This is a genomic window from Tenacibaculum amylolyticum, from assembly GCF_964511145.1.
Classification (GTDB): Bacteria; Bacteroidota; Bacteroidia; order Flavobacteriales; family Flavobacteriaceae; genus Polaribacter; species Polaribacter amylolyticum.
Window position 1 is genome coordinate 294,762 of sequence record NZ_CAZEFZ010000026.1, and the last position, 14,691, is coordinate 309,452.

The 14,691-nt window shown below is 29.2% G+C and carries 17 protein-coding genes; 1 reads left to right on the plus strand and 16 read right to left on the minus strand.

Features of this window, described 5'->3' with window-relative positions; translation table 11 throughout:
* Window positions 1–19: 19 nt before the first annotated feature.
* The 14 genes from ACKTTC_RS09640 to ACKTTC_RS09705 form a co-directional block, all read right to left on the minus strand.
* On the minus strand, window positions 20–568 hold the full coding sequence (locus ACKTTC_RS09640) for a hypothetical protein (RefSeq protein ID WP_408039606.1): 549 nt from the start codon (window positions 566–568) through the stop codon (window positions 20–22).
* Window positions 569–716: 148 nt separating this feature from the next.
* The gene (locus ACKTTC_RS09645; RefSeq protein WP_408039607.1) at window positions 717–1,076 is read right to left on the minus strand and encodes an Ig-like domain-containing protein; all 360 of its coding nucleotides are present in this window, start codon (window positions 1,074–1,076) and stop codon (window positions 717–719) included.
* Window positions 1,077–1,173: 97 nt separating this feature from the next.
* A complete protein-coding gene (locus tag ACKTTC_RS09650) occupies window positions 1,174–1,455 on the minus strand; it encodes a hypothetical protein (RefSeq protein WP_408039608.1) in 282 nt (93 codons plus the stop codon).
* A gap of 11 nt (window positions 1,456–1,466) precedes the next feature.
* Complete coding sequence (locus ACKTTC_RS09655; RefSeq protein WP_408039609.1) at window positions 1,467–2,441, minus strand: DUF4407 domain-containing protein; 975 nt, start codon at window positions 2,439–2,441, stop codon at window positions 1,467–1,469.
* Window positions 2,434–2,982, minus strand: coding sequence for a hypothetical protein (locus tag ACKTTC_RS09660; protein ID WP_408039610.1), 549 nt, complete (start codon window positions 2,980–2,982; stop codon window positions 2,434–2,436). Before ACKTTC_RS09660 ends, ACKTTC_RS09655 begins: the two co-directional genes overlap by 8 nt.
* 4 nt (window positions 2,983–2,986) lie before the next feature.
* Window positions 2,987–3,286: a hypothetical protein gene (locus ACKTTC_RS09665; RefSeq protein WP_408039611.1), complete on the minus strand. Its 300-nt coding sequence runs from the start codon at window positions 3,284–3,286 to the stop codon at window positions 2,987–2,989.
* Window positions 3,255–4,325, minus strand: a complete 1,071-nt coding sequence (locus tag ACKTTC_RS09670; RefSeq protein WP_408039612.1) for a type I restriction endonuclease — start codon at window positions 4,323–4,325, stop codon at window positions 3,255–3,257. Before ACKTTC_RS09670 ends, ACKTTC_RS09665 begins: the two co-directional genes overlap by 32 nt.
* Window positions 4,326–4,535: 210 nt before the next feature.
* Entirely contained in the window at window positions 4,536–5,108 is a 573-nt protein-coding gene (locus tag ACKTTC_RS09675; protein WP_408039613.1) for an SH3 domain-containing protein, read from the minus strand.
* A 119-nt stretch (window positions 5,109–5,227) separates the two neighbouring features.
* Window positions 5,228–5,473 (minus strand): DUF4236 domain-containing protein, encoded by a 246-nt coding sequence (locus ACKTTC_RS09680; RefSeq protein WP_408039614.1) that lies wholly within the window; start codon window positions 5,471–5,473, stop codon window positions 5,228–5,230.
* Between the two features lie 5 nt (window positions 5,474–5,478).
* Window positions 5,479–6,243 (minus strand): ion transporter, encoded by a 765-nt coding sequence (locus ACKTTC_RS09685; protein ID WP_408039615.1) that lies wholly within the window; start codon window positions 6,241–6,243, stop codon window positions 5,479–5,481.
* 558 nt (window positions 6,244–6,801) lie between these two features.
* On the minus strand, window positions 6,802–7,140 hold the full coding sequence (locus ACKTTC_RS09690) for a YegP family protein (RefSeq protein WP_408039616.1): 339 nt from the start codon (window positions 7,138–7,140) through the stop codon (window positions 6,802–6,804).
* 506 nt (window positions 7,141–7,646) lie between these two features.
* Window positions 7,647–8,315: a response regulator gene (locus ACKTTC_RS09695; RefSeq protein WP_408039617.1), complete on the minus strand. Its 669-nt coding sequence runs from the start codon at window positions 8,313–8,315 to the stop codon at window positions 7,647–7,649.
* 2 nt (window positions 8,316–8,317) lie between these two features.
* Window positions 8,318–10,102: a tetratricopeptide repeat-containing sensor histidine kinase gene (locus ACKTTC_RS09700; protein WP_408039618.1), complete on the minus strand. Its 1,785-nt coding sequence runs from the start codon at window positions 10,100–10,102 to the stop codon at window positions 8,318–8,320.
* Window positions 10,103–10,148: 46 nt separating this feature from the next.
* Window positions 10,149–10,319 (minus strand): hypothetical protein, encoded by a 171-nt coding sequence (locus tag ACKTTC_RS09705; RefSeq protein WP_408039619.1) that lies wholly within the window; start codon window positions 10,317–10,319, stop codon window positions 10,149–10,151.
* Window positions 10,320–10,698: 379 nt separating this feature from the next.
* Here ACKTTC_RS09705 and ACKTTC_RS09710 point away from each other — a divergent pair, with 379 nt between their 5' ends.
* Window positions 10,699–11,487 (plus strand): hypothetical protein, encoded by a 789-nt coding sequence (locus ACKTTC_RS09710; protein ID WP_408039620.1) that lies wholly within the window; start codon window positions 10,699–10,701, stop codon window positions 11,485–11,487.
* Window positions 11,488–11,619: 132 nt separating this feature from the next.
* On the opposite strand, the gene ACKTTC_RS09715 is transcribed toward ACKTTC_RS09710, so the two are convergent.
* Complete coding sequence (locus ACKTTC_RS09715) at window positions 11,620–13,698, minus strand: T9SS type A sorting domain-containing protein (RefSeq protein WP_408039621.1); 2,079 nt, start codon at window positions 13,696–13,698, stop codon at window positions 11,620–11,622.
* Window positions 13,699–13,731: 33 nt separating this feature from the next.
* The gene (locus ACKTTC_RS09720) at window positions 13,732–14,691 is read right to left on the minus strand and encodes a hypothetical protein (RefSeq protein WP_408039622.1); all 960 of its coding nucleotides are present in this window, start codon (window positions 14,689–14,691) and stop codon (window positions 13,732–13,734) included.

Here is a 14,691-nt window from a genome sequence, read left to right on the forward strand (position 1 = left end):
TGATTTTTTGCTTTTATATCTAAAATTGGTAGCCTATACGTAGATGTATATTTGGATCTATACTTCTAAAAACACCATTAGGAATAACATGACGATATCCAATACCAATACCAGCTTCATAATTAAAATTCTTCCCTAAATTTCTTCGAATTCCCCATGTTGGAATAATAGAAATTTGTTCATTAACTCTTACACTTTTGTTATTTGATATGACAAACCAATCTGGGTGATAACTTGTTTGCAGTGTAAAGAAGTTTGCACTATTTCTACTTATATCTTTTGATTTAGAAGCTCTTTTATTTAAATTATAATACCATCTTGGTTCTAAAGTTAATACAGGTACCATTGCAAAGCTACTTTTTGGAGTATAATTACCACTCCAACCTCCTGCATCCATTCCTAATTCGATTCTTAATGCAACTTCATTTGATAATTTCATTTCTCTATGTGCCCATGCTCCTAAAAATCCTACTTGGATTCCGTTTATTGATTTTTCTACACTTGCATCTTGAGCATATCCTATGCATGTTAATGCACAAAGAGTTAGACTCAGTAAAATTCTTATCATTTAATTTATTTTTTAATTTGGAGTAAACATATAGCACTACAAAGGCTATTTATTTCTTTTATTTCCGAAAGCTTTATTTTAGTTTCCACACATAAAAAACTCTGCAGAAATAAATTCCACAGAGTTTTTCTTATTTATAGAGTCTTTTTTATGCTTCTGATTCTATTAATGTTATTGTAACTGTCGCTGATGCTTTTGCTGTACCATCAGTTACCTCCACTTCTAATGTATGCGTTCCTAGTTCTGTAGGTGCTTCTCCATTCTTTGTAATAACACCGTTATTTGATATTACGAACTGATTATTACTATTTTGTAATATTGAAAATGTTAATGTATCGTTATCTGGGTCTGAAGCAACTACATTAAATGTTAATGCACCAGACACCGAACCTGAAAAAGTTTGATTTTCTATTACTGGAGGATTATTTACAGGCTCTTCATTATCTTTTGAACATGCTATAAACTGTAGTGCTAAAATTAATACTAGAAAGGGAATTACTTTTTTCATCTTTTATAATTTTAATGTTTTCTTAGTGCAAACATATATTCCCATTTGTATCAACTATTTGTTGTACTGCTAAATATCTCGTTTTAACTTCTTAATGTTATTTTTGAACTTCTAAACGGTTATTAGTTTTTTTTAGGTTTTTAATTTCTATAATCTTTCTTAATTCTATTCTACATAGAATTCGCCCGTATTTTTCTGCTCTTTTTTTTGTGGTAATTTTTATCTCTGCTTTACACTTAGATAATCCTCCACAGTTTTTCATATAATGGTATCTATTACTTTTTACACTTTTACAGATAAATACTTTTTTTTCTTTTATTCCTTTAAAGCAAAGGAAGGCAGATAAAATACCAATAGGCAGTAGTAATTTTTTTTTCATCTTGGTTAGCTTTAATTGGAAAATTCGTTTAGTTTATCTATCGCAGTAATTCTAACTTGCATTTGATGCTTTATAATTCTTTCATAATCATTTTCTGAATCTGCTAACTTTGAAATTAACACAAATAATTCTATTATTAAAAAGAACAGTAACCATAGTGCCCAAACTACCATAGAAACTGGTGAAGACAATAAAATTCTAAACATTACTTTTAACTCATCTAGAAAACCTTTACTATTTAATATTTCTCCTTCGGTTTTTTCTCTTACATCTATTATTTGATGGGAAAGCTGAGATTTCTCCTTTCTTAAATTATCAATCTGTTTATCTACATCTTCTATTAATTTTGCTTTTGGATTTAACACGGAAACTGTTGTGTAAATCTTTTTGACTATAACAGTATCTCTACCTTCAATAGTTTTACTAGGTGTTTTTTGGCTTTCATATTTTGGCAAACGTATTGTTGGCTTTTCAGTTACTTCATCAATAAGCATTTCTCTCTCTTTTTGTTTATTTATAATTAAAGAATCTATGTCTTTCATTTGAAAGTTAATTTCATTAATTTTTTGAGGCAAAATTTTACCTACTTCTTCATTAACACTCATCAATTTTTCTTTATGAATATCTTCTTTAAATATAATTTGATCTACTATTACAGACCCTAATAAAGCCATTACGAAGCCTAATACAATTCTAAATATTGTTGCGCTTTTATTTTTACTCCCTAAAATAATTTGTCTTTCTATTTGAATTATAATAATCATTAATACAATCCCAGTTATTACACAACCTACAAAAGGTAATCGTAAATATTCTCTAGAAAACAAAAAGCCAATTAACAACCACAGAATCATAATGATTAGAAGAGCTGCCGTATATTTTTTTACTGATTTTTTGCTTGCTTCACTACACGACATTAACAAATTATAGTTATATCCAGTAAGGAAACAACCGAATTGAAGCCACCTATTTTTTCTTTTAAACATTTTTCTCTAGAATTTGATCCGACATTGCAGCTAAACCTCTCATAAAACCTCTTTTATAGGATAATGAAATTCGTTCTATCAACCCAGCTTCATTTAAAAAATCCTCTTCAATAGACTTAACTTCTTCAATAGAATCTTGGGTTTTTACTAATGTAGTTTCTAGAAGTTTTACAGTATCTATTAATCCTGCATTATTTCTTGATTGAATATGAAATTCAATATCTTTAATATAATCTTCGTATGTTTTATACGCTCTTTTTATTAAAATTTGAAAATCATGCTTTAGTAATTTTATATTGTCACTACTATAAGAATGATCTGGATTTATTAGTGCATCATCATATCCTTTTTCTTCAAAATCTTTAGTAGCAAAAGCATAAATTTTATCTAAATTATATTCCTTATTTTCAAAAATACCTTGTTCTTCTATTTTATTTTCTTCAATAAATAATTCTTTAGATACTTCTATTGTTTTTGTTTCAGGAACATTTTCTGATTCTTGTACTTCTTTTTTCCTTTTGAATAAGTTTAATAGTTTCATTTTATTATAAATATTTAATAGGTACTTTAAATTTATTATGTCCTTTTTGATGACATGTTTTGCATAAGGTTATCATTAACCTATTTGGGTATTCCCAAGGTTTTCTAAATTTTCTTAGTATTAATGAAAAATGGTATTGTCTATGATGAATTTGCAATGATTCTGTTGCATTACATACTCTGCATTTATAATTATCTCTTTCTAAAATCTCTTTACGTTTTGCTATCCATTCCTTACTGAATAACAAACCATTATAACTACCATGAGCTTTTTTAATTAACTGTTTGTGTCTTAAGCTCTTCATAATATTCTAATGTTTCTAAAATGGTAGTATCGAAGTTATAAATGTCATCTACAGATTCTATTATTTCTCTAGTTTCCTTCTTATTTTGATCAAATAATCCAATGTATTTATTCTTTCCATTCAGATGAAGTCTACATAATGGTTTTCTATTATTGTCATCTAATAAAATACCAAAGTATGACTGTGTATCTCTAAAGGCTATCCTTTCTTTCGTTATCTGTTTTCTTAAAATAGCAACTACAATTCTGTAACCTTCCATCTCTTCTTCTGTTGTAATAATTTTACTCTCTTCCTTTAATTCTTGGTGCTCTTCTATTTGCTTCTCCTCTTCTTTATGTAAAGCATTTTGAAGTATATCATTAACTTTCTCGCTAATTGATTGGTTTATGGACTTTGCTACTAAACCTTTAAATTGATCTAATACTTTTTCTGTTTGCCTACCTGAATATACTTTTGTAGAGAAAAACTTTATAAAATCATTTTCTGGTTCTAATAGCTGTTGATGAAAGATTTTCTTTATCTCTTTAGAGTATTTTAAAGAACTCGCATTATCTACAATTTTATCGATATCAAATTTAGATTTATGGAATTTTAATACCTCACTAATGATAGGGTCTTTAAGTTTTGTTATATTAAATTCCAAAAAAGGTTTTTCGTCCATTTTGTTGGTAGCATCTAAATCTGTGAAGAACTTATATTCGATACCATTTGTTAGTAATGCAAATTTTGATTTAGAGCTATGAAAATACCTAAAAAGCTGAGAATTATGTGTGTTTAAATCTTCTTTCCAATGTTTACATTCTATAATAAGAATTGGAACTGTATTTTCTATTATTGCATAATCTACTTTCTCTCCTTTTTTTAATCCGATATCAGCAGTAAACTCAGGTACTACTTCGGTAGGATTAAAAATATCGTAGCCTAAAAGACTTATAAATGGTAATATAAAAGCTGTTTTAGTAGCTTCCTCAGTTTCTATCTGATCTTTTAATTTGTTAATCTTAGTAGATAATTCCTTCAATTTATTTGTTATTTCCATTCTCTAAATTATTGATTAGTTAAACTTATTTACCTCAAATCTAACTTCCTTATAAAACAAAAGCTTACGGGTTTCCGTAAGCTTTGTTTTTTTCTGAATCTGGTTGTTATGAAAGTATATTGGTTTGTTTTACAAGGGGCTGAAGCCCCTTGGTTTTTTACTTATTTTCAGATTGAAATTACAATTCTATCATAATTCAATTATTGTATTCTAAATGTCCGTATATACATCTCTGAAATGTACAAACCCAATTGTTTTTGTTCTTTTTACTTTTACTCTCAACCACTCACCATGTACCGATAACAACATTAATTCTTCATACTTTTTCAGTTTTTGAATCACATAATACGATTCGCCTGCACCGCTTCTTAAAGGAGTTTTAGCCTCTTTTATTCGTAATAGTTTTTTAAAACTATATTTTTCTGTAGGTTCTTCATTTAATACTTTTAACATATAGTTTTTACGCTGCTCTTTATCTTCTTTTACTTCATATTTAGTTCTTTTTAGAACTTTCTTTTTAGGTATCGAGATTGTTCTTTTTCTTTCACATACTCCACAAGATCCTCCACTATTACAATGTTTACATCTACTACAGTTTTTACAGGCTCTACAATAAGGCGAGCCCGTGCATCTAGCTTCTGGTATAGAAGCACAAGCTATTATTTCTGTGTGTTTCTTTCTTTTGGGCAATTCTTCTGTTTCATTATTTAATAACAATACCGTTCCTAAAACTATTGCTAAAGCAATACTAGCTTGATAGATTTTTTTAATTAGTTCTTTCATTTTGTTCGGGGAGTTTTAGCTTTATAAATTAATACTTCTTCAAAACTAATTTTATAGAACTAGAATACTTTACGGACATCCGTAAGGTATTCTAGTTATTTTATAATTTTTAGGAAACTTTATTTTTTGCTCTTAAACATACTTATAACAATAAAAATAATAGCAAAAAAACTTAAACATCCCATCGCTTCTTTTTTTGAAAACGAGTTTTGGTAGTTTACTCCTTTAATTCCTGTTCTAATTGAATAGCCTTTTGGATTTATTGATCCTTTCTTTGTTCTTATACTAGGTGAAATTCCAGATCTGCTTATATTCAATCCTAGTCCTTTTCCTAGTTTTATTCTTCTGTAAAATTTGAATCCCATACTATTTAATCTTCTATTTTAAATCCACAATTTGGACAGCTTTTACAGCTTCTTTTTTCTTCTTTTACTTTATCTATTAAAGCAGAACTTATGATTCCTGTTGGTAGTGCTACAAAGCCAATACCGATAACTCCTATTAAAGCACTTAAAAACTTTCCTAATGGAGTGATTGGATAAGTGTCTGCTCCTACTGTAGTTAATGTTCCTAAAGACCACCAAAATGATTCTATGATACTTGAAAACTTATCTGGTTGTGCATCGTTTTCTGCATAAAAAATAAGTGTAGATGAAAGCATAATTAAAATAAACGCTATAAAAGCAGTAATTAGTAATTCTGGTTTTGTTTCTTTTAAAATTAGGTTGATAGTTTTAAAGGATTTCGAATATCTTCCTAACTTAAAAATTCGAACCAATCGAAGTAATCTTAAAACGCGTAACATTCGTAAATCGAAAGGAAAAATAAGAGGTAAGTAAAAAGGTAATATCGATAGTATATCTAAAAGTCCATAGCCTGAAAAGATATAAGAAGCCCAGCCTTTTTTATTGGTTCGTTCTGCTATTACAATACGTGCAAAAAATTCTATAGTAAAAACTGTAATTGAAAAGTGTTCAATGATTTGGAAATATACTTCATAATGTATTCTTATATCTTTAAAAGATTCTAGAATTAAACTACATACATTAATTATGATTAATCCGTAGATAAATCGTTCTAAATAAAGGTTTATATCTAATAATTTCCTATGATTAATTTTCTTTTCAAGTATCACGATTTCGAGGTTTTGGTATTTTGTTTCCCTCAAAGCTAATTGCTATATAAAACAAAACCTTACGGAATTCCGTAAGGCTGTGTATTTGATAAATTGACCTATTAATTAATATGTTTTTGAGTTAGGTGTTTTTACAGTTTTTATAAAAATACATATAGTAACTTAATAGGTTTTTACTATGCTACCATTAACAACTTTTATAATATACTGTTTTAAAGAAAGTTTCTAGGATGAAAAAATAATAATTAATTCCTCTTTCTTTTCCTTGATGAAAATACTTCGATAAACTCAGTACAGGAAAACAAAAATCAAGACTTCGAATCAAAATTTAAGAAAATACTACGGAAGCTTCCTTTGATAAAAAGAACTCGCTGGTGATCAAACAGCTTTTTATCTTTCAACCAACACGACTTCCTTGATTTTCAAAATTTTGATTCAGAGATCACTTTTTTAAGGATGCTATTAATAGAACCTTCTTGTACTTAAACAAACTAACCTTGAATATGTCTATTTCCTATGCTACATAATAAAACTGATCTAAGGTTTCGGTTTGTTTAATTATGCTGTAAAATCAATTACAGAAGCGTTTGGAGCGTTATTCATAACAGATTGTATTCCATTATCTCTTCCAGAAGTACTCGCATACATTTGACTGGTTCCAATTATTTGTCCGTTTGTAGCTTTTAAATTGAAATAGTATTTACCATTACTAGCTGTTTTCTTTTCATAGTTTTCTTCATCAGATGCATTTGTTTTTACAGAATCGATTCCGTTTTTACAACCTTGCTTAGTTGCATAACCTTGACTTGTTAAAATAATTTCTCCATTTCCTGCTTTTAAGTTAAACATAAAATCACCATTGCTTCTTTCGGTAATTTCAAATTTCGGGTTTCCCATGGTTTTATTTTTAAAATTGATACTACTTCAAAACTAGCTTCTTAAAAGTGTAAAAAACTACGGGTTTCCGTAGTTTACTGCATAAAGTATCAAGTGCCCTTAATAAGATACTGAAACAAGTTCAGTATCACGTGGTTTAGCTAATAACTAACAAAATTCTACTAAAAGTATTTTGATGTATTATTTTGATTGTGATCATTTTAACAACAAATCGAATGATACATATTATAATAAGCTTCTGAAGTACAACAGAATCATCAGCCGTTCAGCTGCAAGCTTCTGAGATAAAACAGAACCATCAGCCGTACGTCAGGAAGCCTCTGAAATGAAACAGAACCGTCAGCCGTACGTCAGGAAGCCTCTGAAATGAAACAGAACCGTCAGCCGCTCAGCTGCAAGCTTCTGAAATAAAAAATATGTTACGTGAAAGATTCTTCACTTTGCCTTCGAGTCTCCTCAGGCATCGTTCAGAATATATGTATTTTAAGAGGTTAGTTCTTTTTGTTTTAAATCAGTCCAAAATCTTTGGTAATGGCTATAAGCTGTGTAGGGTTGTTTGCATTGAAATTTTCTTTCAATAGTTTTAAGCGTTTTTCTACAGAGCTAATGCTTGCTGGTTTTATTGCTTCTTTTTTTAAAGCTTCACTAATTTCTTTTTGATCTAATCCTTCTGCGAGTTGTTGTAATATAAAAACGTCGTACGAGGTTACTTCAAAAGGTTCTTTGGTTCGCAATGCATGTGATAATTGTGGAGAGATAAAGAAATTTCCGTATGTGATTTCTTTAATGGCTTTTTTTAAGTCTTTTAATGCATTCGTAGATTTCCACACATAACCATTCAAGTCTAAATCATTACATAATTGTTTTACACGATAGGCTCGATCTTCTATTGAAAACATAATCGTTTTTAAATCAGGTTGTAGTTCTTTTATCGCTGTTATGAGATCTTCTCCTGTATGTAATCGTTGTTGATGCGGATTATCTACAAATGATAAATCGCTAATTACTAAATCAAAAGGTTCATTTATTTGTAATGCCTTTTTGAACTTTAAAAAAGCTTCATCGCAATATTGTGCATAATCTAGTTTGGTGTTTTCTAAACTTTCTTCTAGAGCTTTTACTACTCCATTAGACTCATGGTCTTTATCTTCTGCTATTAATATTTTTTTGAACATAACTACTTTTTAAATTGGAATTTCACGAGAAAACCTTGTTGTTTTTCTGAATCAAATGTAATGCTCCCCCCTATGGATTTTATACGGGTTTCCATATTTTGCAACCCGCTTTTTAATTTTATAGTTGTAGTTCCCTGTCCGTTGTCTTTGTATTGTACTTTAATTCTGTTTTTCTCTACTGTAAAACTAATTACTACGATGGTTGCTTTGCTATGCTTGTCCATATTGATTAGTAATTCCTGTAACACTCTATACAATACAATTTGTTTTTCTTCTGCTATGTTCTCAATGCCTACTTCTGTTACTCCTTTGCTTATGACTTTACAGTTATCTGTTGAAAAATCGATAAATAATTGTTGCAAAAACTCTTGAAACTTTGCTCCCGTAACTACTGGACTGTTTTCGTGTGAAATATCCCTAGTTTGGATATAAATATTTTCCAAATCGGAAAGTAGTGCTGATTGAGAATAGCTTTCTCCGTTTTGCAATTTATTCATGGTTAAGTATACATCGTTGGCTAATTCATCGTGGATTCTTTTTGCCAAACGTGTTTCTGTTTTATATACTTCTACTATTTTTTCTTTTTTTGTTTTTTGCCTTCTGTAGAAAATATAAATTATGAAAGTTATTGATGAAATAACTATAAGAAAAAAAAGTTGTTGTTTTTTTCCTTTCTCTTCTTCAAATTTCAAATCACTCTTAATCCTTTCATTCTTCTCTTTCTCTACTTTTAATTCGATTTCTTTTACTCTATATATGGCAGCTGTCGTTTTATTTTGAGAAATTTTCTTTTCTTTTTCTAACTTTTTATTAATTGTAATATATTCTTTAATATATTTTCCTTTATTAGGTACATTAAAATGTAATAGTTTAATTAGAGCTTCAGCTATAGCTTTTTTATTATGTGTCTTCCTTGCTGTTTTTAGCATTTCAAAAGCATATGCTTTTGCTTTCTGTTCATCTTTAAATTTAAAAAAATCAACTAAATGGGAATAGCTTACAACTATACTTTGATAATCGTTCTCTTCTTTTTTAATTCTTAATTGATCTAAAAAGTCTTTTTCTACTACTAATTCTTTATTTAAAAATTTAATGAAATAATAATTATCTAAAATTCTAGCTCTTGATATTTTATTTAAACTTTTAAAATATGAACCTTTTATTATATCTTCTAAAATTATTAAGGATTTATTATAGCTCCTTAATTCTTTATAACAATTTGCTAGATTACCTTTATACCTATACTTTTCCTCTTCTTTTTCTGTTAATTTTAAAGCCTTTTTATAATAACCAATAGCTTCTTCATAATCGTATCTCTTTTTATGATTGATCCCTAAACAATTATATATGGAAGCTTTAATTTTACTATCACCGCTTTTCAAATAACTTAATGCTGATAATGCTGTTGAATCACTTTTATAATATAATTCAAAATCTGATTCAATTTTAGCTAGATATAATAAGTTTTTACTAATATTAGTAGAATCGTTAGATACTAAATAATTTTCTAATGATTTTTCATAATAAAAATATGCACTATCCTTTTTCTTATTTTTTTTATAATAGAAGCCTAATCGTTTATAATCATTACCTAATGTCTCATAATCAGATTTCTCTGCAAAATTTAAGAGCTTTTTTGACAGTTTTATCGCTTTATTGTAATTTTTGCTTGATTTTGCTTTTTTAACTTCTTCTAATATTTTATCTCTTACAGGGTTTGTTTGGCCTATTGAGAAAAAAGTATTAAATAAAAAGATAAAATAGAGGGACAAATATTTACTTTTCATTCTTCTAATATAAAAAAAGGAAGCCATTTAAGCTTCCTTTTCATATTTACTCTCCATCTGGATCTTCGTCTGGATCTTGTTCATCTTCACCAGTTGTACTCGTATCATTATCTTGTTCTACATTCTCGGTCTGTTGTGATGTATTTGAAGTTGGTAATTTTGGTGTGTATAACCCGTTCCCTAATAGTATTGCTATGATTATTAAAATTTTTTCCATGATCTATTCTTTTAAAATTTGAGCATTGATTTTCCTTTCCAAGCAGGAATGCTCGGTTCCAAGTTGTGCCTGGAAAAGCCTTAAAAATTTTAAAAGAGTCGCGCGCCTCTTTCGCGGGAAGTGAGGTGTCTAATCAGCTTCTTTTAAAAGCTTCCCTTCTTAGAAAGTCCACTGATTTAGATCTCTTATAATGTGATTAAATCGTTTAATGTATTTATGGTTCCCCGATCAATCACACTGCAAACATATAGCTGAATTCCAACTATGTATAGAAAATCAATAGAAAAGAAATAGAAAATACTTTTCCATTTTTACGGATATCCTTTTCCATAATTTTTCCATTGATTTTATTTTTGGAAAAACCAATTTTCTACCCAATATGTTAAAAGAATTACTACAGGAATTATATGTAAAACTTGAGCAAGAAGAAGAGAATGAAAGAAAAAGCAAGACAGGGAATTTTGACTTCTTTGAAGAGCATGTTTTAACTCGTTCTCAATTTGAAAAATATAAAAGAAAGGGAGTTGCTGTTACTTCTAAGACTATGAAAAACTATTATGAAAAGTATACTTTAGAATGGTCAAATGATGCAGGAGAACCTAAAATAGGTCTCCTAAACTTAATTTCTGAATACTTAGGTTTTGATGATTTTAAAGATTTTAAAAAACAAAATGAAGTAATAAAAGATTCTGCACAACAGGACAACGATGACCAAATTGACGAAATAGAAGAAAATAATACGGAAGAAATCGTAAAAGAACCAGACATTCAAATTACAACAAAAGTCAAGAGTTGGAAAAAAACAGTATTAGTGAGTATTAGCATACTTTCTTCATTATACATTGCTATTATTATAAATAAAGATGTTTTATTTAATTCTAATGAATGTATTGTTTGGAAAGATGATCATTATGAGAAGTCTTCTTGTTTTATTTGGGGAGCTGTTGATAATAGCAAGCATTTAATCAATATTGATCTTTTTAGAAAAGTTAAGTTAGACAGTGTTGCTAACTTTTTTACAAATGGAAAAGCCAATTTTTGGTATGGAAAAAATTTGGAAAGAGAAATAGAATATTTTACACATAGAGGTGTCCATCCAGAAACCGGAGAAGAATTAAAACCTATTACAAGAGGTCTTTTAGCTAAAGAAGGTTTGTTGAATGAATAGTAATTTTGATTTTTACCTTAAAAAATCATACAGAAATAGCTTATCATAAAAAAGGTCATCCATTTAAATGGATGACCTTTTTAAAATCTATTATTGTTTATTTAAATTAGATGATTATGATTGATATACTTTCTATTCAATAATAATTTTTTGTGTCATTACTTTATCTCCAGTTATTATCTTAGCTATATATAGTCCTGCAGATAAAAAGTTAACATTTATAATACCAGTATCTTCTGTTGTAGTTTCATGAAATAATTGACCATCTAATCCCATAATATATAATCTGTACTTGCCTTTTATGTTTGTGCGTAGTCCTATTTGTCCTTTACTTGGGTTAGGATAAATGAAATTTTTCTCATTTAAGATTACCATATCATTCTTTTCTTGTTCTTCTTCCACTACTTCTTCATCTTCAATTTCTTTAGCTGTTACTTCTCTAGCTAGTGGTAATGCGTTATTTAAAGGACATGCGACTAATGATTTATCTATAAATGCTGTTACTCGTGCTTTTGGTCTTATAGTTACACCTGGTGTAAAATCAATATACTCTCCTGCTTTAAAGTTTACACTTGCATTTGGATTAAAAACTACTGCACCTGTTTCGTCTGTAATCCAATCGTTACCATCGTTATGGACAGGCATATCTCCTGAGATTCTAATTCTAGATGCCGACGCAAAATAGGCTGTATTGTCGAATAAATTAGAGTGTGTAAAAGTTCTATTTTGAATTCTAACTTCATCTAACATCATTTCTTCAAACAAAATTTGCGTAAGCTCATCTTGATATCTTCCTACTAGCTGCCCGTTTGGAGCTTTAGCAACATCATTAATAGAAAAAGTGTGTTCTGCGTTGTAACTAGCTCTTGGGAAATTTTGATATACATCATCATCATAGTAAATACGATCGAAAGGTGAATTATTTTCAATAATTTTTTTCCAATTCGACTCGGTTTGTGATTGTGCAAAGGCTAAAGAATATTTATTAGGTTGAATACCAAATGAACTTAATGTTGGAATAAAAGAGTGGTAACCACTATTTCCTGAATGTCTACCAAATCCTTCATTTTGTATACCCTTTTGTGAGCCTAGGGTTCCACCATTAAGATGTGAATACGGAATAAATGTACCTGTAAACTCTCTTTTAATATCAAAACCTCCTAGTCTACCTGGTAAAATAATGTCTTTTCTAAACTGTCTCCATACCATATTTGCTCTAAATCTATATACTTGACCATGACCATTAGGTTCTGCATTTATATTAGATTCTATATGCAATCTAATTCGTCTTCGTATCAACTTATCTTCATATAAATATTGATCTACTGACCAAATTGAATTACCAGGAACAATATCTGATAAACCATACTGTAAACTACCATTAGTTAAAGCAATATTTGTACTTTTTTGCGGATAATAAGCGTCGTGCATTTTTGCTTGTAAATCTCTAAACCATTGATGAGGTTTATCTCCTTTATAATACAATAGCATTTGTTTTGCTGCTGGGTTGTTTAATCTTCTAGATCTAGAAGATATCATAGCTTTTGCCTGATTTATTTGACCTTTGTTTTTATTTTTGTTTAATATTCCTTGATTTAGAACATTTGACAAATCATCTATTAAAAACTGTAGCCCTACAGGAACATTAGCACCTTTATGAGGGGAATCTACACTTAAAAACAACTTTGTTAAATGTTGTTTACGTGCTGGGTCCTCATCAGGATCGAAATTATGTTCCATTTCTGTTAATGCCATTCTAGCAACCAATCCTCCCATACTTACACCAACCACTACATTTTCGAAATTTGCTTCTTTTTTTCTGTTAATGTCTCTAATTACAGCTTGTAATAAAGCCGCATTGTTCTCTATAAAATCTGCCCCATCTCCAAAGTTTACATAAACAACTTCAATACCTTTGGAATTTAATAACTGTCTGGTAGTTCCAAAAACAGTTTCAAAATCTTGTAAGTTGAATTCGTTATTTGCATCTATACCTTCAACAATAATTACATATCGGTCTCCTTTTTCCTTTCCTGGTTCTTCATCACAACCCCAAAAGGTGTAATACTCTCCTCTAGCCCAAGTTTCGTTATTCCAATTAGGATCATCGTTTCGAACTCTTATTTCTGAAACAGATGTTGTTACCTGAGCTGATAAATGATTTAACATTCCTAGATAAATCATTGCTATGATTATCAAATAATTCTTCATGATATTTATTTTTAAATTGAAACATCAATGAGATTATTTCGATGATTTTAATGTTGTTAATTCTTTCTGTAATGCTTGTATTTGCTTGTTGGCTTTTATCATATATAACGTAAGCTCTTCTACTTTACGAAGTAATACATCATCCATTTTTCCTACTAGATAACCGTCTTTTTTAAAGTCTGCTGCAGAAGGTACTTCTGGTAAATGCTTTTTAGCTGTAATAAAAGCTTCTACTTCTTCTAAACTACGTAACTTATAATCGTTTTCAAAAACATAATCTGACTGTGGTACATCTCCTAATACTTTTAAACCTTCTACCACAGCATTTCCATTTACTTGAAGTTTATAATGTGCTAGTTCTGGGCGAATATCTCCTTCTCTCATATTTACTAACACATTTCCTTTCTGTGTTAAAACCATTGTTTGCCAAGAAGATACACTTGCATACCCATTAAGTCCTTTAAAAATTAAGCTTCCTCTATAATCTATGTCTGACTGAAAATTATCTCCATCTTTATAAGAAATGAATGAGAGTTTATGCGAATCTCCAGTATTTCTTCCTAAGACAATTTTATCGTTGAAAAAAGCTTTACCATTTGTCCAAGTTCTACCATTTACAGCTAACATTATGTTATTGGTATAAAAACTTGGAGTTTCCCAATAAGGTCTATTCCCTATTGCTACTCTACTATTTAAATAAGTTCCTCCTGTAAAATCACTTGCACCATTACTACCTGAAGCGTTTACATAAAGAATATCTTCATCTGGTTTAAAATATCCTAAAGCTCTATTAGGTGTATTATTTTCGTTATTGGTAGCTATTTCTATTTGCGTACCTCCTAAACGAATTCTGTTTTGTACGTATAAATTTCCTTTCCAAGGAGCACTATCTACAACATTTACATTTGGGCCTAAATCTTGAGCTTCTTCATATTGAGCGTTTACACTAATTGCACATAAAAGTAGGTTTAAAATAACTAATTTTGTTTTCAT

Bases quoted from the DNA above. Each gene is read 5' to 3' on its own strand.
- ACKTTC_RS09640 (WP_408039606.1), bottom strand. From the start codon at position 568: ATGATAAGAATTTTACTGAGTCTAACTCTTTGTGCATTAACATGCATA.
- ACKTTC_RS09645 (WP_408039607.1), bottom strand. From the start codon at position 1,076: ATGAAAAAAGTAATTCCCTTTCTAGTATTAATTTTAGCACTACAGTTT.
- ACKTTC_RS09650 (WP_408039608.1), bottom strand. From the start codon at position 1,455: ATGAAAAAAAAATTACTACTGCCTATTGGTATTTTATCTGCCTTCCTT.
- ACKTTC_RS09655 (WP_408039609.1), bottom strand. From the start codon at position 2,441: ATGTTTAAAAGAAAAAATAGGTGGCTTCAATTCGGTTGTTTCCTTACT.
- ACKTTC_RS09660 (WP_408039610.1), bottom strand. From the start codon at position 2,982: ATGAAACTATTAAACTTATTCAAAAGGAAAAAAGAAGTACAAGAATCA.
- ACKTTC_RS09665 (WP_408039611.1), bottom strand. From the start codon at position 3,286: ATGAAGAGCTTAAGACACAAACAGTTAATTAAAAAAGCTCATGGTAGT.
- ACKTTC_RS09670 (WP_408039612.1), bottom strand. From the start codon at position 4,325: ATGGAAATAACAAATAAATTGAAGGAATTATCTACTAAGATTAACAAA.
- ACKTTC_RS09675 (WP_408039613.1), bottom strand. From the start codon at position 5,108: ATGAAAGAACTAATTAAAAAAATCTATCAAGCTAGTATTGCTTTAGCA.
- ACKTTC_RS09680 (WP_408039614.1), bottom strand. From the start codon at position 5,473: ATGGGATTCAAATTTTACAGAAGAATAAAACTAGGAAAAGGACTAGGA.
- ACKTTC_RS09690 (WP_408039616.1), bottom strand. From the start codon at position 7,140: ATGGGAAACCCGAAATTTGAAATTACCGAAAGAAGCAATGGTGATTTT.
- ACKTTC_RS09695 (WP_408039617.1), bottom strand. From the start codon at position 8,315: ATGTTCAAAAAAATATTAATAGCAGAAGATAAAGACCATGAGTCTAAT.
- ACKTTC_RS09700 (WP_408039618.1), bottom strand. From the start codon at position 10,102: ATGAAAAGTAAATATTTGTCCCTCTATTTTATCTTTTTATTTAATACT.
- ACKTTC_RS09705 (WP_408039619.1), bottom strand. From the start codon at position 10,319: ATGGAAAAAATTTTAATAATCATAGCAATACTATTAGGGAACGGGTTA.
- ACKTTC_RS09710 (WP_408039620.1), top strand. From the start codon at position 10,699: ATGTTAAAAGAATTACTACAGGAATTATATGTAAAACTTGAGCAAGAA.
- ACKTTC_RS09715 (WP_408039621.1), bottom strand. From the start codon at position 13,698: ATGAAGAATTATTTGATAATCATAGCAATGATTTATCTAGGAATGTTA.
- ACKTTC_RS09720 (WP_408039622.1), bottom strand. From the start codon at position 14,691: ATGAAAACAAAATTAGTTATTTTAAACCTACTTTTATGTGCAATTAGT.